Raw genomic sequence first — 19465 nt, 5'->3', positions numbered from 1 at the left:
GCCCTGTCAGGAAACGGGTGGCGAGGCCGGCTTTTGGCGGCTTCAATGCCGGCCATGTTCATCGCCCTGGCCAAACATCTGCAACCCGCGCCACTGCCGGTCGCCCACGATCCGCGCTGGACCCGCATCGTCGCGCGCGACAAGTCGGCCGATGGCGCGTTCTGGTATTCGGTGGCGACAACCGGCGTCTATTGCCGGCCCTCCTGTCCGTCCCGGCGCGCCAACCCCGCCAATGTCCAGTTGCACGACACTTTGCAGGCGGCGAAGGCGACAGGCTTTCGCCCATGCCGGCGCTGCAATCCGGACGGCCCTTCGCTCGAGGCCGCCAACGCCGCCATGGTCGCCGATGCCTGCCGCAGGATCGAAGAGAGCGAGGACGAACCGCCACTTGCCGAACTGGCTGCCGCCGCCGGCCGCAGCCCCGGCTATTTCCACCGCGTCTTCAAGGCGATCACCGGGCTGACACCGAAGGACTATGCCGCGGCACGGCGGGCCGCCCGCGTCCGCCAGGGTCTCGAGGACGGCGCCAGCGTGACGGCGGCAATCTATGACGCCGGCTTCAATTCGAGCGGGCGTTTCTATGAAAAGTCCACCGGCATGCTCGGCATGACGCCGACGCGCTACCGTTCCGGCGGCACCAACGAGGACATCCGCTTCGCCGTCGGCGAATCCTCGCTCGGTGCCATCCTGGTCGCGTCGAGCCGAAAAGGCGTCGCTTCGATTCTGCTCGGCGACGATCCCGACGCGCTGGTGCGCGACCTACAGGACCGCTTCCCCAAGGCCCGGCTGATCGGTGGCGACCGCGACTACGAGGCGCTGGTCTCCCGCGTCGTCGGTTTAGTCGAGGCGCCGGCGCTCGGTCTCGACCTGCCGCTCGACGTGCGCGGCACCGCGTTCCAGCAGCGCGTCTGGCAGGCCTTGCGGGACATCCCGGCTGGCCGCACGGTTTCCTATGCCGAGATCGCCGGCCGTGTCGGTGCTCCCAAGGCGACCCGCGCCGTCGCCGCCGCCTGTGCCGCCAATGCCCACGCGGTCGTCATCCCTTGCCATCGTGTGATCCGGAAGGATGGCGCCCTGTCGGGCTATGCCTGGGGCGCCGAGCGCAAACGCGCGCTGCTCGACCGCGAGGCCGGCGAGGCTGCTGACAATGCCCACCGGTCCTCGCGGGCCTGACCGCAATGCGCGCGATGGCCAGGTCTTCCACCGCCGGTGCGAACGGTCAGGTCGCCAACGGCGCTGCCGTCAGCCTGGAGGACGCGAAGGCGCTGGTGTTGGCTGCCATTGGCGAGCTTGTCGAGGATGGCAAGGCCGAGTGGCGCCGCATGGCGACCGGCGAGTTCGAGCTGCGGCTGATATCAGGCGAAGTTTTTTTGCTGGGCGAGATCGGCGTCACCCGTGTCGCATGAGGGTGGTCAAAAACCGCACTCGACGGCACCTGCTTTCGCCGTTCAGCCCCCAGGGATTTGCATTTGAAAGCAAGCACCGGAGTGAGGAACATCAGGCACATGGCTAGGGTTCAGGCACACAGAAGGAGTGAAGGCAATGAACCACATGCAACCCGATCTCAAGGCGACAGCCGCCAGCGTCGTCCTCGACACCATCACCTATGCCATCGGCCAGTCGGCGCTTGGGAACATCCTGGCGGCGCGCGGCCCCATCGGCGTCTGCGCCATCCTCATCGGCTCCGACGCCGGCACGTTGCGGCAGGACCTCGCCAACCGCTTCCCCGGCAGGGTGCTGCTCGAAGACGCGGCCTGCCTGCGCGATGATCTCGCGGCGATAGCGCGCTTCATCGAAACGCCCGGCGCGGGTCTCGACCTGCCGCTCGACATGCGTCACGGCACGCCCTTCCAGCAGCGCGTGTGGGAGGCGCTGCGCGCCATCCGGTGCGGTGCCACGGTCACCTACACCGCCCTTGCCCGGCGCCTCGGCATGCCGGACGGCGCCCGCGCCGTGGCGACGGCCTGTGCCGCCAACGCCATCGCGCTCGGCATTCCCTGCCACCGCGTGTTGCGCGCCGACGGCTCGCTGTCCGGCTACCGCTGGGGCATCGAACGCAAGCGCGTATTGCTGGAAAGGGAGGCCGCGATATGAACGCCGACGCCAAGGTCGCGCCATCGCTGATCGAAGCCGCCGAGACACGCATCGCCGCCTATGATTGGCCGGCGCTCGCCACCGAGCTCGACGGCTTCGGCTGCGCGGTGATGGAAAAGCTGCTCTCCGCCGATGAGTGCCGGCAACTCGCCGGCCTCTATCCACAGGAGCAGCATTTCCGCAGCCACATCCATATGGCCAGGCATGGTTTCGGCAAGGGCGAATACCGTTATTTCCGCTATCCCTTGCCCGATCTGGTCGGCGGCCTGCGCGGCGCGCTCTACCCCAGGCTGGCCGAGGTCGCCAACCGGTGGAACGAGCGCATGGGCGTCGCCACGCGCTACCCCGCCACGCATGCCGCGTTTCTCGACCAATGCCATGCCGCCGGCCAAGTCAGGCCGACGCCGCTTTTGCTGCAATATGTGCCCGGCGACTTCAACTGCCTGCACCAGGACCTCTATGGCGACCTCGCCTTCCCGCTGCAGGTGGCGATCCTGCTTTCCGAGCCGGGCGAGGATTTCACCGGCGGCGAATTCGCTTTGACCGAACAGCGGCCGCGCATGCAGAGCCGGGTCGAAGTGGTGCCCTTGCGCCAGGGCGATGCGGTGGCCTTCGCGGTCCACAACCGGCCGGTGCAGGGCACGAAAGGCAATTACCGCGTCAACCTGCGCCACGGCGTCAGCCGCCTGCGCTCAGGCATGCGCCACACGATCGGCATCATTTTTCACGATGCGAAATGAGGCCGGCTCAAGCCTCCCAATAGGGCGGATCGCCAAAGGCATCGCGCAGCCATGCGGTCAGCGCGCGCAGTTTGGCGGAACCGCGCCTGTCCTCGGGACAGGCTATATAGATGGCGGCTCCTTCAGGCTCGGCGCCGACATCGATGACCGTCAATCCCCTGTCGGCGATCTCGGTCCGGATGAAATAGGCGGGGAGCAGTGCCAGGCCGAGGCCGGCAAGGGCTGCGTCGCGCATCAAAATCCCATTGTTGACGCGCAGCGCGGTCTGCGGGCGGATCGTCACCAGCCGCCGCGAAATCTTGAACCGCCAGTCGGCTGCACCCCGGATGGAAAAGATAATGCCCTTGTGGCGTTTCAGCTCGTCGGTGGTCGCCGGCCGTCCGAATCGCTCGACATAGTCCGGTGAGGCGACCAGGAAGCGACGGCTGGAAGCCAGCTTCCTGACGATGACGGGTCCGTCATCGACGATCGGCCCGTGACGCACGATGGCATCGTAGCCATCGGCCACTATGCTGACGAAACGATCGTCGAGATTGAGCGTCAGCTCAACCCCCGGGTACCTGGCGAGGAAGCCATACAGCGCCGGGCCGAGATGGAGAATGCCGAAACTTGTCGGCGCCGATATCCTGAGCGGTCCGGCGAGTTCGCCGCGCTGTTCGGCTATTTCGGCTTTGGCCTCGACCACCTCCTGCATGATGCGCTTGGCGCGTTCGTAAAAGCCTCGCCCCGCTTCGGTGATCGAGAGTTTGCGGGTGGTGCGGTCCAGCAGCTTTGTGCCGAGGCCGCGTTCAAGCTCCGACAGCCGTTCGCTGATGACGGATTTGGACAGGTTCATGCGCCTGGCCGCCTCGGTGATCGAACCGGATTCCGCGACGGCGACGAAGGCGGCGGCGGATTCGAGCTTCAGCATTGTTCGGCTTTCCCGAATTCACAATCAGGCGACCGACGCCTAACGAAATCAAGGACATGGTGTCATAGTTCACAAAACCGCGATACCGCGGTGATAGAGCAATTCCAGGAAAAGTGCGTAGCGGTTTTCCGTCCGGAAATTGCGCAGAACAAAGATGCCAAAACAAAATCTCCAGGAGTGATTTCATGTTTCGTCCTTTGGTCATCGTGCTCGGGTTGTTGGCAATGAGTGTCCCGGCTTCGGCCCGCGTGGTCGCTTTTCCTGCCAGTTTCAAGACGCAGACGATCAAGACCAACGGCACCAGCCTGCACGTCCGCGTCGGCGGAAAAGGTCCGGCGGTTGTACTCCTGCATGGCTTCGGCGATACCGGCGACATGTGGGCTCCGGCCGCGATAGCCCTGATGAAGGATCACACGGTGATCGTGCCGGACCTGCGCGGCATGGGCCTTTCGGCGCACCCGGACAGCGGCTACACCAAGAAGAACCAGGCGGTCGACATCGCCGGCGTGATGGACGCGCTGAGGGTCGACAAGGCCGATCTGGTGACACACGACATCGGCAACATGGTCGGCTATGCGCTAGCCGCGCAGTATGCGAAGCGCATCACCAAATGGGTTGTCATTGACGCGCCGCTGCCGGGCATCGGCGATTGGGACAAGATCAAGCAAAGCCCGCTTCTGTGGCACTTCAACTTCCGCGGCCCCGATATGGAGCGGCTGGTCGCAGGCCGCGAGCGCATCTACCTCGACCGCTTCTACAATGAACTGTCGGCCGATCCGAAGAAGATCGACGAGGCGACGCGCGTCCACTACGCAAAACTCTATGCGCGGCCGCATGCCATGCATGACGCCTTCGAGCAGTTCAAGGCATTCGACGAGGACGCCATCGACAACCAGGCGATGCTTTCCAACGACGGCAAACTGCCCATGCCGGTGCTGGCGGCCGGCGCGGAGAAATCGGCAGGCACGACACAGGCCGACGTCCTGCGGTTCGTTGCGTCGGACGTGACGGGCGCCATCGTGCCAGCGTCCGGCCATTGGATCATGGAGGAAAACCCGGATGCCACCGTCAGGCTGATTACAGATTTCCTCGCCAAGTAACAGCACGGCTTCAGCGACCACTGCGCCCAGCAAGGGTGCGGCCCTTCGCGACGATGGGAGACGTTCTATTCCGCTAACGCATTTTCCTGGCTCGCTCTGGGAACCGCGTTCTCCTGACGGCGACAGCACCGGCGTCAGCCGCCGATGTTCCAAAGAAAACGGTCGTCCTGGTGCATGGCGCCTTCGCCGACTGCTCGAGCTGGAGCAAGGTCATTCCCTTGCTGGAGGCCAAGGGGCTCAATGTGGTGGCGGTGCAAAATCCGCTGAGCTCGCTGCCGCCGATGTCGGCGCAACCAAGCGCGTCATCGATGCCCAGCAGGGGCCGGTCATCCTGGTCGGCCATCCCTGGGGCGGTGTCGTCATCAGTCAGGCGGGCGTGGACGACAAGGTCAAGATGCTGGTCTACGTCGCCGGCTTCGCGCCGCCAAAAGGCCTGTCGGTGAACGATCTTGGCGAGGCCAGCCGGCACCTGATCGCAGCCACGTAAGGTCCGCCCTTTGCCGGCATTTTTGACGAGAAGCTCACTGCCGCCGCCTACGAGACCAAGCCGAGCTTCTACATCGTCACCAGTCATCATGGCATGATACCGCCGGCTGCCGAAGCGGCGATGGCCAAGGCGATCGGCGCTGAGGTGACCGAGCTTGCGACCAGCCACGTCGCCATGCTCGCTAAGCCCCGCGAAGTCGCTGGGTGAAGTAGGCAGAGAAACGATACCGGCGAGGAGACAGGATAAATCCATTACCCCTCCGCGTTTGCCATCTCCAGCATCCATGGACACGCGTAGTAATCGGCAATGCTGTCGATCACCCCGCCCGTGGCGCCGATCCGGACCAGATATGCCTGCCGCCAGAGCTCGCCATATTGCCTGTCGACGACCAGCACCATCTCCCCTTCGAACGTGCCTGGCCGCATGCGCCAGGGCAGTTCGCTGCGCTCATATTCGACGAAGTAGGGCGAAGCCGAGAGCAAGCCGCTGTAGCAATCCGACACCTGCAGGCGTGCATCGGCGCTGGTCAGCGCGCGCACGCCGTCCCAGTCCCTGGCGTTGAAGAGCGCGACATAGCGATCAAGCAGCCGCTCCAGTTCGGGATCGTGTGGCGGCGGCGCGGCCGGTTGCGCGGGTAGAGCGGCGAGTTTGGCGCGGCCGCGGCTGAGCGCCGACTTGACGCCGCCGGTGTCGAGCCGACCAGCTCGGCGATCTCCTCCAGCGAGTGGTCGAAGACATCCTTGAGCAGCACGCAGGCGCGCTCCTTCGGTGGCAGATGCACCACCAACCGCTCGATGGCGCGGCCGGCGCCCGGACCGGCCGGCTCGACCGGCTGCACCATGTCGTCGCCGCCGTAGAAGGCTTCGGCCGCGTGCCGCGTGCGGCGATTGCGGATGAATCGATGCACCTGTTATGCGCGATGCGGAAAAGCCACGGCCGCAGCGCCTGCCCATCGTCGAGCAGCTCGATCTTGCGATAGGCCTCGAACAGCGCCTCCTGCATGACGTCCTCGCCATCCAGCGCCGAGCCGGTCATGCGCGCGCAATAGCGATGCAGCCTGGCGCGCAGATGCGAAACCGTCTCCAGGAACGCGGCATAGCGCAGGTCGAACACGCGGTCGGGCTCGGGCGAGGCCCGCATGCCTTGCGCCGTGTCGGGGGATTTGCGGATCTGCTCGTTCATCGCGGCACATAGGTCAGGGTCACCACGCCATTGGCAAAACGGTGCGTGTCGATCAGTTCGAGATCGATCGGCCCGACGTCGTCGAAGGCGCGCTTGCCGCGCCCGACCCATGTCGGCACGATCGACAGATGATACTCGTCCACCAGCCCAGCGGAAAGCAAGGTGCGGTCGAGTTGCGACACGCCATATTTCAGGATGTCGCCGCCCGGCTGGCGTTTCAGCGCCGAGAGCGCCTCGGCGACGTCGCCCGTGATCAGCGCGGCACTCCACGACACCGTCTTCAGCGTCGTCGAGGCAACCAGCTTCTTCAGGCCGTTGATGCGCTCCATGTACGGACCCTTGGCCTCAGGCCAGCGCGCGAAGAACATCTCGTAGGTGGCGCGGCCAAGCAGGAAGAACTCGACGTTCGAAAGCGCCTGCAAGGCGTGCTCCACATTGTCTCCGACGAAGAATGGCGAGGCCCACGTCATCGGCGCCTCGATGACGCCATCCAGGGAGACGAAACTCGATACGATCAGCCGCCGCATGCTCACGCAGCCTTTTCGCTGGTCTTCTCACCGGCGGCCGGCAGCCCCAGTCTCGGCCGTACCCACGCGGCGAAGCGGGCAATGGCGTCGTCGGCCTCCGGCGCCCGCCCTGCCATCATCTGGAAAGAGTGGAGCATGCCGTCAAAGACGTCGAGCCGCGTCTCGACCCCCGCCTGCCTCGCCCGCTCGGCGAACATCCGGCTTTCGTCGGCCAGCGTCTCGTCGGCGCCGGCCTGCAGGAAGACGGGCGGAAAGCCTGAGAGGTCGGCGTAGAGCGGGCTGACTTCGGGATCGCGCCGATCGGCATCGCCGATGAAATTGGCCGCTAGCCAGTCGACGGCTTCCCTGGCGAAGGCCGGATCCCTGTCGCGGTTGGTCTCGTAGCTGGCGCCCGTCAACGCCATGTCGAACCAGCCGGAGATGATCAGCGTGGCGACGGGCAGTGGCCGCCTTTGCGCGCGCAGCCGCTGCAGGACGCCATAGGTCAGCACCGCGCCGCAGGAGTCGCCGGCGATCACGATCCGCTTGGGGTCGAAGCCTTGGTCGACGAGCCAGTCCCAGGCCGATGTCGCGGCTTCGAGCTGGGCCGGATGCTTGGCTTGGTGCGCCAGCGGATAATCGTAGAGCAGCGCCCGGCAGCCGATAGCCTTGGCGAGATGGCCGACCAGCTTGCGGTGGGTGTAGATCGAGCCGCCGATGAAGCCGCCACCATGCGCATAAAACAGCACCCGCTGCTCGTCGGCGCCCTTCGGCACGACCCACATCGCCGGCACGCCGCCGGCATCGACCTCGATGTAATCGACGCCGCCCGGCTCGCCGGTCAGCGCCGTCCAGTGCATATCGTTGTGGTCGATGATGGCCCGCTGGCTGGTCAACTTGCCTGCATTCGCCGCGAGCGCGGCGTAGTGGTTCCTGTTTGCCTGACTTTGCATGCTCGCCATGACTGTTTCTCCGTTGCTGCCGATCGCGGTCCGGCGCGACCTTCAGGCAAGAGACGGACGGGCAGGTAAAAAGGATACGTGCCGACCTGCTTTTTTTCGGCGGCCTACGCCCCGCCCCGCAACATCGCCGCGTGGCGTTGGGCGAATTCGACGAACGGCGTTGCGCGCACGCCGAACATCTCGTGAGTGGCAAGATGCACCCGCGATTTCGGCCGCCGCAGCCGCTCGGCCAACTGCTCGTCCAGTGCATCGGCGAAGTCGGCGGGAACGCCGGCGGCCAGCAGGTTGCGTCGGCGGTCCTGCGGGCTGATGTCGACATAGCGGACCGGCTTGCCTATCGCCTGCGAAATCCGCGCCGCGATATCGCTCATCGTCAGCGCCTCGGGTCCGGTCATGTCGAGGCTCTCGCCTTCATGGCCGCCATCGCGCAGCAGACGGGCGGCGACCTTGGCGATATCCTCGACATCGACCGGCGACAGTTCGGTGCCGCCAAGCGCCAGATAGAAAGCGCCTTCGGCGGCGATGGTCGGCGCGTCGCGCAGATAGACTTGCATGAACTGGCTGGGGCGCAGATGCGTCCACGCCATGCCGGCTCCTTCGAGATAGCGCTCGACCTCTTCATGCATCCGTGTGAAGCGGAACTTCGTCGCGTCATAGCCGATGTTGGATTCGGCACCGGAAAACTTCACCACATGCGCGACGCCGGCCTGCTTGCAGGCGTCGATAAAACGGCACTGCGTCTCGACCATGTCTTGCGCGGCGGTCGAAATCATCAGCACGCGTTCGACACCATCGAGGGCCGCGCCAAGCGTCTCCGCCCGCCGCATATCGGCCTCGGCCAGCTCGACGCCGGCAAGTCCGCCGAGCCCTGCCGCGGATGCCCGGTCAAGATCGCGAACCAGCGCCCTCACTTGATGCCTCTGCCGCGCGAACTCGCGCACGATTGCCTTGCCGTTCAGGCCGGTGACGCCTGTCACCAGGATCATCTGTCTCTCCATTCAGAATTGATGCGGCCGCCCTTCCGGCGACCCACCTAGAAGACGAAGAGAAGCGGGCAAAGGATTCCGGCCAAATGTCTTTTACCGGCGTGCGGCCCGCACGCCCGCGATCAACCTGCCGGCGCGTAGCGGCTGACCACCATGCCGCAGGCATAAGCCTTCGAACCAAGCAGAAGCAGGTTTTGGAACCCGCCTTGGTCGAAAATGCGGCGGCCGGCGCCCAGCACGGCCGGATTGACGAACAGCTGGAACTCGTCGATCAATCCGGCCGCGATCAGCGCCGACGCAAAGCCAGCCCCGCCGAAGACGGCCATGTCGCCGCCCTCACCCGCCTTCAATGCGTTGACCTCGCGCGGCAGGTCGCTGCTCACCACCGTCGTGCGCTCCCATCGCGAGGTCTCGAGCCTGTCGCTCGGCACCACCTTGCGCGCGTCGACGATGCGCTGGGCGAAGGCATAAAACGAATCGGCCGGATATTTCCTCGCCGCATGGCCCCAATGGGCGAGATAACCTTCCTCAGCCATCTTGCGGCTGAGCAGCACGGTGTCGATGCCGGCAAACACGGCGTTGAAATCACGCTTCAGCTCCTCGTCCCACCCGATGTCGTCGCCCCATCCCCAGAGTTGCCAAGGATGGTCGGCATCGCCGCCGACGAAACCGTCGACCGACATCTGCATCTGAAGGATCAGCTTTTTCATGGGGTTCTCCTCGTTTCCGGATTCCAGTCAGGAAGGATCACGCCGCGTTTTGCGAACGGGCAAGGGCTTGTGCCCAGCTTTCGAAAGTGGTCGGCGTGGCGTTGCGGATTGACGGTGCCTCAAGCGCCCAGCGTTCACCCTTGTTGAAACTCGCCGCCGTTTCGCCGAGCGCATCGGCAAAGCTCGGTGACAGGCCGCTGGCGATCATCCCGGCGCGCGCCTCAGTGAATGGGGCCGCCTTGTAAGCGACCTGCCTCCCCATCGCGCTGCCAAGGATCGCGGTGGCCTGCTCCAAGGCATAGTAGCCGCCGCCATGCAATTCGATGATCCGCTCGCTTGGAAAACGCGTGGCGTCCAGCAGGGCGGCGGCGCGCTGGCCGACATCGCTGGCAGCAATCAATGCCATCAGCGGATCGCCCCGGAACGGCGTCATGAAGATGCCGGAAGCGGCCTGCTGGACAAAGCCCATGCCCTTGGCGAAGTTCTCCATGAAGAATGAGGCGCGCAAAAACACCAGTTCGTGGAGGCCGAGCGCCGCCAGCCGTTCCTCCATCAAGGCGGCGCCGAGCGAAGTTCCCATCCTCAGATGGGCGTTGAGGCCGCTGAGCAGCACGACGCGGCGCACGCCTGAATTCGCGATCGCCGCCGCCAGCCGCGCGCCCACTTCATCCTCGAAGCGATGAAGATCCGGCGCCGTGATGTCGAACGGAATCATCACATAGGCGCTGTGGGCACCGGAACAGGCGGAGGCGAGCGCGTCGCTATCGTCAAGCGCCACACCCAGGCTGCGCGCCACGCCGCGCACAATATGCCCCCGCCCGGTCAGGACCTGGGCGACCGCCTTGCCAACCTCGTTGGTAGCCCCGACGACCACGACGGTTCTTGGTGTGCCGATTTTCCCGATGGCCTGGCTCATGACGTCCTCCTGCTGGCCAAGTTGCGATCTAACGATTTACTTTTGGAAGCATTTGACTGATGGAAAGAATGATGTCAATAGTAAAGTGATTTAAAAATGGAACCATAGAGATGTCAACGCGTGAAAGATCCGGCTGCCCCATCAACCTGTCGCTGGAACTGCTCGGCGATCGCTGGACGTTGCTCATCATCCGCGACCTGGTCTTCGCCGGCAAAAAGCATTTTCGCGAGTTCCTGCAATCCGATGAAGGCATCTCCTCGCGCACATTGGCCGAGCGGCTGCAGACGCTGCAAGACGAAGGCATCCTCACCCGCAGCGACGACCCCAGCCACGGGCTGAAGGCGATCTATCGGCTGACCGAAGCCGGCATCGATCTCCTGCCGGTGCTGGCGACGCTTGGCGCCTGGGGCGGCAAGCACCGCAAGTCCGACGACAAGCTCGCCCGTATCGCCGACGAACTGTCGGCCGGCGGCGAGCCGGCGCTGGAACGGATGAAGGCGGCACTGCGGGCGGAGCATGTTGTCTAGGAAGTGCGCTGCCTCCCTTCTTTCCTGTGGAGAAGCAGGAGCTTTGCGCGCCTCGGTTACTCCTAAAGAGCACCGATGCGCCAAAGATCAATTGACAATGATCTCTATTTGTTCACTATATGTTCCTATCTATCAGCAATCGCGGATGAGCGGAACAGGATGGAAACGACGGCCACCATCCTGCATGCCGATCTCGACGCCTTCTATGCCTCGGTCGAGCAACTGCTCGATCCGACGCTGCGCGGCAAGCCGATCGCGGTCGGCGGCGGCGTGGTGCTCGCCGCCTCTTACGAAGCGCGCGCCTTTGGCGTCCGCGGCGGCATGCCGGGGCGCAAGGCGCGCGAGCTTTGCCCGCAATTGATCTTCGTCGGCGGAAATTTCAGCCACTACCAGCGGCTGGGCGACGCGGCGATCAAGGTGCTCGACGATTTCACGCCGGTGGTCGAACGCATCTCCATCGACGAGGCCTTCGCCGATGTCGCCGGCTGCACGCATCTGTTCGGCTCCCCGCGGGAAATCGCGACCACGATCCGCGGCCGTGTGCGGGCCGAACTCGGCCTGCCGATCTCGATCGGCGTGGCGCGCACCAAGCATCTGGCCAAGATCGCCTCGCAAGTCGCCAAGCCCGACGGGCTGGTGGTGGTCGAGCCCGGCACCGAGCTTGCCTTTATGCATGATTTGCCGGTCTCGCTGATGTGGGGCGTCGGCCCGGCCACCAGGGCGCGCTTGGCCGAGATCGGCGTCGAGACCATCGGCGAGTTGGCCCGGACCCACAGCGGCGCCCTGGCCCGGCTGCTTGGCCCCGCCGCCGGAGAAAAGCTCGCGGCGCTGTCGTGGAACCGCGATCCGCGCAAGCTGGAGACGAAGCGCCGGGCGCACTCGGCCGGCGCGCAATCGGCCCTCGGGCAAAAGCCGGCCGTGGCCCGGGTGATCGTGCCGACACTGCTGCATCTGGCCGACCGCGTCGCCAGCCGGTTGCGCGCCAAGAACCGCCCCGGCCGCACGGTAACGGTGCGCGTGCGCTTTGCCGATCTCAGCGCCGTCACGCGCTCGATCACGCTGGAACAGCCGATCTCGGCGACCGCCATGCTGGCCGAGATCGCTGGGGATTTGGTGCGCGGCGTGCTCGCCGAGCATCCCCGGGAGAAAACGATCTCTCTGCTGGCGATCTCGGTCTCGCACCTGGAGGAGAGCGCTGAACTGCAGCTCGACCTGCCACTCGGCCTCGCCGACGAGAAGCGCCGCCCGGGCAGCCAAAAAGGCCTCGCGCGCTTCGGCGCCGACCGCGCCATCGACAAGATCCGCCAGCGTTTCGGCAAACAGGCGGTCGGCTACGGTACGGTGGCCCTGGAAGCGGCCCGCTCGGTGCCCGACGCATTCAGGGAACTGGCGGAAAAGGAGCTTTGACCGGAAAAAGGGACTGTCCCCGGCGGCGCGTCAACCGACACCATTCCGCGCTTCGCCGCTGTCAGGCCGACGCTGCACCGACCCCATAGAGTTGCCCGCCTCCCGGCACGGCGCCTGTTTCGGTCCCGCCGCGCTCTGTAAACACAAGGCTGGAGCCCGGCACGAGGTCGCGGATTGTGCGCGACGTAATGATCTCGCCTGGCGAGGCTTGGCCGAGCATCAGCACTGCTTGGTCGATGGCGGTGCCGGTTAAATCACCGTTTTCCCTTTCGCACTCGCCAATATGCACCGCGGCACGGACGGCGAGGCCAGAAGGCTTCAAACTGTCGCGGATCGCCATGGCGCATTGGATCGCCCGCGTCGGACGCTGGAAGGCAGCGAGGAGGCCATTCGCGTCGCGCCGGATCTCCCTGCCCTGCGCCAGCTGCACTTGATCGCAGATCGCGTCCACATATCTCCGCCTCAAATCCCGGCCATCGGCGGAGGCAGATGGCGAGGTGATGTCCACGCAGAGAATGGTGACCAGCACACGCTCGCCGGGTGCCGCCGGCAAGGTGCCGCTGACGAAGGACTGGATCTCATCGATCAGGCGATCCGAGCCCTCACCCCAGATGACATGGTCGTTGCCCGCGAGCTCGATGTAGCTCGCGCCCGGGATGTGTTTCGCCAGGTAGCGTCCCTCCTCGGCCTTGACCCAGCGATCGCCCGTTCTCTGAACGATCAGCGTTGGAACGTGGATGGCTCCCAGTATCTCCCGAACGTCGATCTCGACGCTCCAGCACCACAGCGAGATCGCATCGGCGGGCGAAGCTGAATTGCGCAGGAAGGCCGCGAACCATTCGCGCTCGAATGCATCGTTCATCAGGCTGGGCGCGGCATTGCTGAGGTCGGCCGGCTCTCCCCATTCGCGCTCGATGGATATGAGTTCTCTTTCCACCTGCGCCTTGGTTTTCGCCCAGGGGTAGTCCGGCGCCCATACACCTCGGGCATAGGTCCCGTTCAAGACGAGGGCCGCCGTGCGTTCGGGATAGGTCGCGGCAAACAGCATGCACATGCTGCCGCCCTCGGAGCTGCCGAACAGGACGGCACGGTTCGAACCGACCGCGTCCAGGACGGCGCGCACGTCTTCCATACGCTCTTCGAGCGTCGGCAGGCCGACATTGCGATCCGACAGTCCGGTGCCGCGCTTGTCCATGCGGATCAGCCGGCAAAAGGAGCCAAGACGGTGCAGGACATGCGCCAGCCTGGGCGATGCCCAGGCAAGGTCCAGATTGGAAACCCAGCCTGGCACATAGATGAGGTCCACTGGGCCGTTGCCCGTTACCTGATACGCGATGTTGCTGCCGGCCGATTTGACATAGTGGGTCGGCGGCGACGTAGGCCGTGCGCCGGGCGCAACCGGCCCGGCGGGTTCTGGAGCAGCCGACGCCGTGCGGCGGGCGCGAAGCTGTTCATAGAGCTGCCTCGTTTCCGGTTCCGGCTGAACATGTAGCTGGCGCTGCAAGGCATCGCGGCAGAGCTCATATTGTTTCAGCGCCAAATTGACGCGACCTTGGGCTGCACAGGCCCGCATCAAGGCACGGTGGATATCTTCACGCAGCGGCTCCCAGGCTAGCAAGCGTGTCGCCGCCAGCACGCAGGACGCCAGATTGTTCTGTGCGAAGTAATGCGCGACGAGCTTTTCCAGCACCAAGACGGCCGTGGCCCGCAGCCGTGCGCGTTCGACCCGCAGCCAGTCCTCGAAGGGTTCTTCCTTCAGGCTGAAGCCATCGAGGAGATCGCCTCGATAGAGGCTGATGGCCTGCTCAAGCTGCTCGGGTGCCGCCTCGGCGGCCAGCACCTCGAACCGGGCGACGTCGAAATCGAGATCATCCAGCTCCAGCATGATGCTGTCGCCATCGATCAGGAAGCGCCCGCCATTGGCCGAGGGCATAGCCTTCCTCACGACAGAAAGGGCCTGCCGAAGGTTCATACGTGCCTGCGGCTCGCCGGTGTCGCCCCACAGCAGGGCGGCAAGCTTTTCGCGCGAGAGGGAATGCCCCGAATGGATCGCAAGATAGGCGACCATGGCGCGCGCCTTGCGGGTGAAGGACGGGGCCACGGCACCGCCAGCGAAATCGAACCCACCCAACAGTGAGAGGCGCGCCATCGGATCCACCACAGCTTCAGCGGCAATCCTTTACCGGTGCCGTTCCCAATTCAACCGGCATTCTGCGTCTCGCGACGCTTTTCACGATTTCGTCACGCTGACACCAACGCGAGTCCGACGGCTGTGACGCACGGTGCTGCTGACAACTGTCATGGAGAATACGATGCTGCTCCCGCACCCAACAGACTGGCCGCCGCTGTTCTACGGCGATCCCTGGCTGACATCGCGGTCTCGGGACCGGGTCACGCCGCAGCGCCACGACCTGGCGCTGGCAGGGTACCTGGAAAAACAGGCGGCCAACCGGGAGGCGGATCGCCGGCCAGGCCTCCTCGGCCGCCTTATCGACAAGATCCGTCAGCGTTTCGGCAAACAGGCGGTCGGCTACGGTACGGTGGCGCCCTGGAAGCGGCCCGCTCGGTGCCCGACGCACTCAGGGAACTGGCGGAAAAGGAGCTTTGAGTGAGTAGTCCCCCCGTCGCTCACGCTTTCCGGATCGACGTCCCGAACCAGGTGGCGCGGTGGTCGTCACCGGCACCCGGCTTTCAATAGGTCTTCTTCACGCACGCCCCTCGGGTGGCGGGTCAGTTTGCAGATCGTCGACATCGCTGCAATGATCGAGGCGAAGGAGCGGAGACGCCGATGTTCGGGGCCTTCTAAGGAGAGTTGCCGGGTGACTGTCCTCGACAAGGCAAAGCAATGGGCGAGAGCCATCAAGCGCGATGTCATGGCCCTGTGGCTGGCCGCCCGCGATCCTCGCGTTCCCTGGTACGCCAAAGTTGCCGCCGGCATGGTCGCCGCCTACGCGCTCAGTCCTATCGATCTGATACCCGATTTCATTCCCGTACTCGGGTATTTGGACGATCTGATCATCGTACCGCTTGGCATCCTGCTTGCGGTGAAGTTGATCCCCGCCGATCTGATGGCGGAGTTTCGCGCGGAAGCCATTCGCCGATCGAGGCCGACCAGCCGCGGCGGTCTCGCATTCATCGTCGGAATTTGGGTTCTGATGGCCGCCGCGCTCATCTGGTTATTCTGGCCAGATCGTTTCGCCTAGATTTCGGCCTCGGCGTTTCTCGTCACTCGACCGCCCGTCAGACCACAATCGGTGGCCCGCCGACAGACCCATCCCCTGTCAAAGCCTAGCGGTGCCGAAAATCCGGTCCCAGAATATCGAGGTCACGCCGAAATTGGCGTTGTCGTCGATATGGTGGTGCACCGCGTGGCGGCGCTTGAGCGTGTAGAGATAGCTCGGATGGGCCGGATGCCAGTGGTGGATCATGTGGTGGACGCTGATGTACCAGAGATAGCCCAGCATCAAACCGCAACTCACCGCGCTGGCGGTCGCGAAGTCGGAGACCACCCAGACGGGCAGGAACGCCACCAGCGCATGCACGCCCAGACTTAGCCAGGTGGGGGTGCCCACCGGACTGCGCTCCTCGACGTGGTGACGGTCGTGCAAGTCCCGGATCCAGGGGACGTGGTGCAGCACGAAGCGGTGCAGCACATATTCGATCAGCGTCCACAGGCCAAGGCAGATCATCATCGTGCCGACCCAGTCCGGAGCGCCTTCTTCTCCGGCCTCGATCAGTCCGGCCACCCCCAATATGGCGATCACCAGGGGATAGACCACGAAGTCGCTGTAGTAGCCGATCAGACCCAGCTGCATTCGGACGCCTCACCTGAATTTCGACGCCGCCCCAAAAACGATGCTATCAGTTTGCCGGACTCGCGCATGAGGTGCAATGCGGATGCATCTGACATAGCGTCGCAATTTCCAGGTGCAAGATCGGCAGCCATGATCGCTCGGAATCGGCCGGCTTAGCACCGGTGCCGCAAACGGACATGCAAACATGGCAAAACGCAGCGCGGGTCTGCTGATCTATCGCCGGAGCAATGACGATATCAGCGTCCTTCTGGTTCATCCCGGCGGCCCGTTCTGGGCAAAGAAGGACGATGGCGCCTGGTCGATCCCGAAGGGCCTCGTCGAGGAGGATGAGGACGAATTGGCGGCGGCACGACGCGAGACCGAGGAAGAGCTCGGCATCGCCTTCGAAGGCTCCTTCGTCCGCCTCGGCGACTACAAGCAGCCGGGCGGTAAGATCGTCATGGCCTGGTCCGTCGAGGCCGACATCGATGTGGCCGCCATCAAGAGCAACACCTTCACCATGGAATGGCCGCCGCGGTCCGGATCGATGAAGGAATTCCCGGAGGTCGACAGAGCCGGCTGGTTCACCTTGACCGAAGCCGGAGTGAAGATTCTTCAGGGTCAGCGCCCGATGCTGTCGGATTTGGCGGAACAGTTGGGTATCGCATGATCGCCAACGGCAAAAGCTGCCGATCTCCCTCTCGCAGGGAGATCTGCAGCTCATCCCGCAAACCTTGCCGCCGTCCACGCCCCGCCAGCCGCGTTCGACTCCACCGCCGCGGCAACAAACTTCACCCCGCGCGCGCCGTCGGTCACGTCGGGCACCTGCGCAGCGCGGGCCGGATCGACCGCGCCACCCGAACGGTGGGCGCGGATGATGTCGGCGGCGTCGCTGTAGAAATTGGCGAAGGCCTCGATATAGCCTTCGGGATGCGCCGCTGGCATGCGTGACACACGCTGGCTTTCGGCGGTCGAGCCGTGGCCGCCGCGCACCAGCGTGCGGGTTTCCTCGCCATAGACGGAAAAGCGTAGTTCTTCCGGCCGCCCGCCTGACCATTCGAGCCCCGCTCTGTCGCCATAAATGCGCACGGAGAGATCGTTGTAGTGGCCGGGAGAGGTCTGGCTGGCCAGGATCGTGCCTCGTGTGCCCTCGGTCCAGCGCACCAGCACATGGGCGTTGTCGTCGAGCCGGCGCCCCGGCACGGCGGTGAACAGGTCGGCCGACACCGCCTCCGCCTCGCGGCCGGAAATGAAGCCTGCCAGGTTGAAGGCATGCACGCCGATATCGGCCAGCACCGCCGACTGCCCCGCCCTCGCCGGATCGGTGCGCCATTCGGCCTGCTTCTGGCCCTCGGCGTCGATCGGCTTGGTCAGCCAGTCCTGGATGTAGGCGCCGTGCACCGACACGATCCGCCCAAGCTCGCCCGCCATCACCATCTCGCGCGCCTGGCGCACCATCGCGTAGCCGGTGTTGTTGAGGGTGACGACGAAGCGACGGTTTTTCGCCTTCGCGAGTGCAACCAGTGCCTCGGCGTCGGCCAGCGTCGTCGACAGCGGCTTGTCGCAGATCACGTCGATGCCGGCCTCGAGGAAGGCGGTGGCGATCGCCGCGTGCAGATGATTGGGCGTGACGATGACGACCGCCTCGATACCGTCAGGCCGCGCGGCCTCCGCTTTGGCCATGGCGCGGTAATCGGCATAGCTGCGCTCCGGCGCGATGCCGATCTCGGCGGCCGAGGCGGCGGCATTGTCGGGGTCGGACGAGAGCGCGCCGGCGACCAGCGCGATCTGGTCGTCGAGGCGCATGGCCAGCCGGTGCACGGCGCCGATGAAGGCATTACGGCCGCCGCCGACCATGCCGACGCGCAGACGCTGGCGCGCCGATCCATCCGATGTTGCGTAGACCATGTTTTCTCCTCGGAGCTGATCACTAGCAGGGTCGTCATCCTGGGGCGTAGCAAGGAGCGAAGCGACGCGGCGCAGACCCCAGGATCCATGCCGGGGACTCCGGTGCGTTGCCACGGTGAAGAATTCTGCTCCGTTGCACTCTACAACCAAAGTCGCGGCATGGATCCCAGGGTCTCCGGACGCCGCTGCGCGGCTGCTTCGCCCTGGGATGACGAAATCGCCGAGCCCTCGCCGCTACCCCCATCGAACACCATTTCCAATTTCCATATTGTAAAACGATCGTATCGCGCTAGCCTGAATTCATGAGCGGGGCGAGAAAACCATCCGGACGATCCAGTGCCGACGAGGCGGCGACGCGCAAACGCGGCCGTTCGCTGGCGGCACTCGGCTATATACAGCCGCGAACCTATGAGGAGCTGCGCGCGGTGCTGTCTTCAGGCACCGTGCATTTTCCCAAGCGCCTGCGCCAGGTGGCGATCTTCCTGTGGCAGCACCCGAGCGAGGTGGCGCTCGGCACCATCGCCCAGGTGGCGGCACAGGCCGGCGTGCAGCCCTCGACCCTGGTTCGCTTCGCCCAGATCTTCGGCTATGCCGGCTTTTCCGACTTCCAGGGCCTGTTCAAGGACCACATCAAGGGATCTTGGCCGGAAGGCCGCGGCGAGCAGCGCGCCGAGGCAGAGCCCAATGCCGCCACGCATTTCCTGCGCGGCATGGTCGGCGCCTCGCAGGCCTCGCTCGGCCGCATCGAAAGCGGCTTCGATATCCAGAGCTTCGAGAAGATGGTGGCGACGCTGGCCAAGGCGGACCTGATCTACGTCATCGGCTCCAAGCGCGCCTTCCCCGTCACCACCTATCTGTCGCTCACGCTTTCGCAGCAAGGCGTGCGCAATGTGCTGGTAGACAATGTCGGCTCGACCGCGCTCGACCAGATCGGCTGCATCGGCCGGCAGGATGCGGTGCTGGCGGTGTCCTTCAGCCCCTACAACTCGATCACGCCGGACTTGGTGGCCGTGGCGCATGAGCGCAAGGCGCGCATCGTCACCATCACCGATAGCACCTTCTCGCCGCTGATCCGGCTGTCGGACAGCTGGCTGGAAGTGGTGGAATCCGACTTCGCGGGCTTCCGCTCGCTGGCGGCGTCGCTGGCGGTGGGCATGGCGCTGGTCCAAGGCGTCGCGGCGCGCCGCGGCACATGAGGCGCCGCTGGTACAATTGACTATCGGGAATTGGCATTCC

Annotated in this window: 22 protein-coding genes and 1 pseudogene; 12 read left to right on the top strand and 11 right to left on the bottom strand. The window is 65.0% G+C overall.

From position 1 onward, the window contains the following. Positions 1-54 precede the first annotated feature (54 nt). From ada to X739_RS141170, 4 genes are all read left to right on the top strand, one after another. Positions 55-1173, top strand: a complete 1119-nt coding sequence (ada, locus tag X739_RS141155) for a bifunctional DNA-binding transcriptional regulator/O6-methylguanine-DNA methyltransferase Ada (protein ID WP_023774034.1) — start codon at positions 55-57, stop codon at positions 1171-1173. Positions 1174-1187: 14 nt separating this feature from the next. Further along, entirely contained in the window at positions 1188-1406 is a 219-nt protein-coding gene (locus X739_RS141160; protein ID WP_245273940.1) for a hypothetical protein, read from the top strand. A gap of 136 nt (positions 1407-1542) precedes the next feature. Continuing rightward, on the top strand, positions 1543-2094 hold the full coding sequence (locus X739_RS141165) for a methylated-DNA--[protein]-cysteine S-methyltransferase (RefSeq protein WP_023795766.1): 552 nt from the start codon (positions 1543-1545) through the stop codon (positions 2092-2094). Next, on the top strand, positions 2091-2834 hold the full coding sequence (locus X739_RS141170; RefSeq protein WP_023795765.1) for a 2OG-Fe(II) oxygenase: 744 nt from the start codon (positions 2091-2093) through the stop codon (positions 2832-2834). The genes X739_RS141165 and X739_RS141170 overlap by 4 nt, the downstream gene beginning before the upstream one ends. Before the next feature lie 7 nt (positions 2835-2841). Here X739_RS141170 and X739_RS141175 read toward each other — a convergent pair whose 3' ends face one another. Continuing rightward, positions 2842-3744: a LysR family transcriptional regulator gene (locus tag X739_RS141175; protein WP_023795764.1), complete on the bottom strand. Its 903-nt coding sequence runs from the start codon at positions 3742-3744 to the stop codon at positions 2842-2844. Positions 3745-3968: 224 nt separating this feature from the next. Between X739_RS141175 and X739_RS141180 the strand changes: the two genes are divergently transcribed. After that, complete coding sequence (locus X739_RS141180; RefSeq protein WP_245273943.1) at positions 3969-4844, top strand: alpha/beta hydrolase; 876 nt, start codon at positions 3969-3971, stop codon at positions 4842-4844. A 73-nt stretch (positions 4845-4917) separates the two neighbouring features. On the opposite strand, the gene X739_RS1000000171405 is transcribed toward X739_RS141180, so the two are convergent. Then, positions 4918-5622, bottom strand: a complete 705-nt coding sequence (locus X739_RS1000000171405; RefSeq protein ID WP_156939970.1) for a hypothetical protein — start codon at positions 5620-5622, stop codon at positions 4918-4920. Continuing rightward, positions 5583-6351 (bottom strand): annotated as a pseudogene (locus X739_RS01000000166520) (RNA polymerase sigma factor). Before X739_RS01000000166520 ends, X739_RS1000000171405 begins: the two are co-directional and overlap by 40 nt. Here X739_RS01000000166520 and X739_RS1000000170745 point away from each other — a divergent pair. Further along, positions 6244-6525: a hypothetical protein gene (locus X739_RS1000000170745; protein WP_023795759.1), complete on the top strand. Its 282-nt coding sequence runs from the start codon at positions 6244-6246 to the stop codon at positions 6523-6525. The pseudogene X739_RS01000000166520 and the gene X739_RS1000000170745 overlap by 108 nt on opposite strands. Here X739_RS1000000170745 and X739_RS141185 read toward each other — a convergent pair. From X739_RS141185 to X739_RS141205, 5 genes are all read right to left on the bottom strand, one after another. Beyond that, positions 6510-7040, bottom strand: a complete 531-nt coding sequence (locus X739_RS141185; protein ID WP_023795758.1) for a dihydrofolate reductase family protein — start codon at positions 7038-7040, stop codon at positions 6510-6512. The two genes, X739_RS1000000170745 and X739_RS141185, sit on opposite strands and share 16 nt — an antisense overlap. A gap of 2 nt (positions 7041-7042) precedes the next feature. Then, positions 7043-7981: an alpha/beta hydrolase gene (locus X739_RS141190; protein WP_023795757.1), complete on the bottom strand. Its 939-nt coding sequence runs from the start codon at positions 7979-7981 to the stop codon at positions 7043-7045. 104 nt (positions 7982-8085) lie between these two features. Further along, a complete protein-coding gene (locus X739_RS141195; protein WP_023795756.1) occupies positions 8086-8967 on the bottom strand; it encodes an SDR family oxidoreductase in 882 nt (293 codons plus the stop codon). 122 nt (positions 8968-9089) lie between these two features. Continuing rightward, complete coding sequence (locus X739_RS141200) at positions 9090-9677, bottom strand: dihydrofolate reductase family protein (RefSeq protein ID WP_023795755.1); 588 nt, start codon at positions 9675-9677, stop codon at positions 9090-9092. Between the two features lie 37 nt (positions 9678-9714). Next, the gene (locus X739_RS141205; protein ID WP_023795754.1) at positions 9715-10593 is read right to left on the bottom strand and encodes an NmrA family NAD(P)-binding protein; all 879 of its coding nucleotides are present in this window, start codon (positions 10591-10593) and stop codon (positions 9715-9717) included. A 110-nt stretch (positions 10594-10703) separates the two neighbouring features. Between X739_RS141205 and X739_RS141210 the strand changes: the two genes are divergently transcribed. After that, positions 10704-11120, top strand: coding sequence for a helix-turn-helix domain-containing protein (locus X739_RS141210; RefSeq protein ID WP_023795753.1), 417 nt, complete (start codon positions 10704-10706; stop codon positions 11118-11120). Between the two features lie 159 nt (positions 11121-11279). After that, a complete protein-coding gene (dinB, locus tag X739_RS141215; RefSeq protein ID WP_023795752.1) occupies positions 11280-12527 on the top strand; it encodes a DNA polymerase IV in 1248 nt (415 codons plus the stop codon). Positions 12528-12588: 61 nt separating this feature from the next. On the opposite strand, the gene X739_RS1000000168495 is transcribed toward dinB, so the two are convergent. After that, positions 12589-14676, bottom strand: coding sequence for an alpha/beta fold hydrolase (locus tag X739_RS1000000168495; RefSeq protein WP_084056473.1), 2088 nt, complete (start codon positions 14674-14676; stop codon positions 12589-12591). Positions 14677-14839: 163 nt separating this feature from the next. Here X739_RS1000000168495 and X739_RS141220 point away from each other — a divergent pair, with 163 nt between their 5' ends. Both X739_RS141220 and X739_RS141225 read left to right on the top strand, forming a co-directional pair. Next, positions 14840-15139: a hypothetical protein gene (locus tag X739_RS141220; protein ID WP_023795750.1), complete on the top strand. Its 300-nt coding sequence runs from the start codon at positions 14840-14842 to the stop codon at positions 15137-15139. 207 nt (positions 15140-15346) lie between these two features. Next, positions 15347-15730, top strand: a complete 384-nt coding sequence (locus X739_RS141225) for a YkvA family protein (RefSeq protein WP_023774017.1) — start codon at positions 15347-15349, stop codon at positions 15728-15730. 78 nt (positions 15731-15808) lie between these two features. On the opposite strand, the gene X739_RS141230 is transcribed toward X739_RS141225, so the two are convergent. Continuing rightward, positions 15809-16342, bottom strand: coding sequence for a sterol desaturase family protein (locus X739_RS141230; RefSeq protein ID WP_023795749.1), 534 nt, complete (start codon positions 16340-16342; stop codon positions 15809-15811). A 184-nt stretch (positions 16343-16526) separates the two neighbouring features. Between X739_RS141230 and X739_RS141235 the strand changes: the two genes are divergently transcribed. Next, complete coding sequence (locus tag X739_RS141235) at positions 16527-16991, top strand: NUDIX domain-containing protein (protein ID WP_023795748.1); 465 nt, start codon at positions 16527-16529, stop codon at positions 16989-16991. 50 nt (positions 16992-17041) lie between these two features. On the opposite strand, the gene X739_RS141240 is transcribed toward X739_RS141235, so the two are convergent. Beyond that, positions 17042-18229 (bottom strand): Gfo/Idh/MocA family oxidoreductase, encoded by a 1188-nt coding sequence (locus X739_RS141240; protein ID WP_023795747.1) that lies wholly within the window; start codon positions 18227-18229, stop codon positions 17042-17044. A gap of 302 nt (positions 18230-18531) precedes the next feature. Here X739_RS141240 and X739_RS141245 point away from each other — a divergent pair, with 302 nt between their 5' ends. Continuing rightward, complete coding sequence (locus X739_RS141245) at positions 18532-19425, top strand: MurR/RpiR family transcriptional regulator (protein WP_023795746.1); 894 nt, start codon at positions 18532-18534, stop codon at positions 19423-19425. The last annotated feature ends 40 nt before the right edge of the window (positions 19426-19465 follow it).

The sequence above is a fragment of the Mesorhizobium sp. LNHC209A00 genome, from assembly GCF_000502915.1.
In the GTDB taxonomy this organism is placed as follows: Bacteria; Pseudomonadota; Alphaproteobacteria; order Rhizobiales; family Rhizobiaceae; genus Mesorhizobium.
This window is presented reverse-complemented; position numbering and strand designations above follow the sequence as displayed.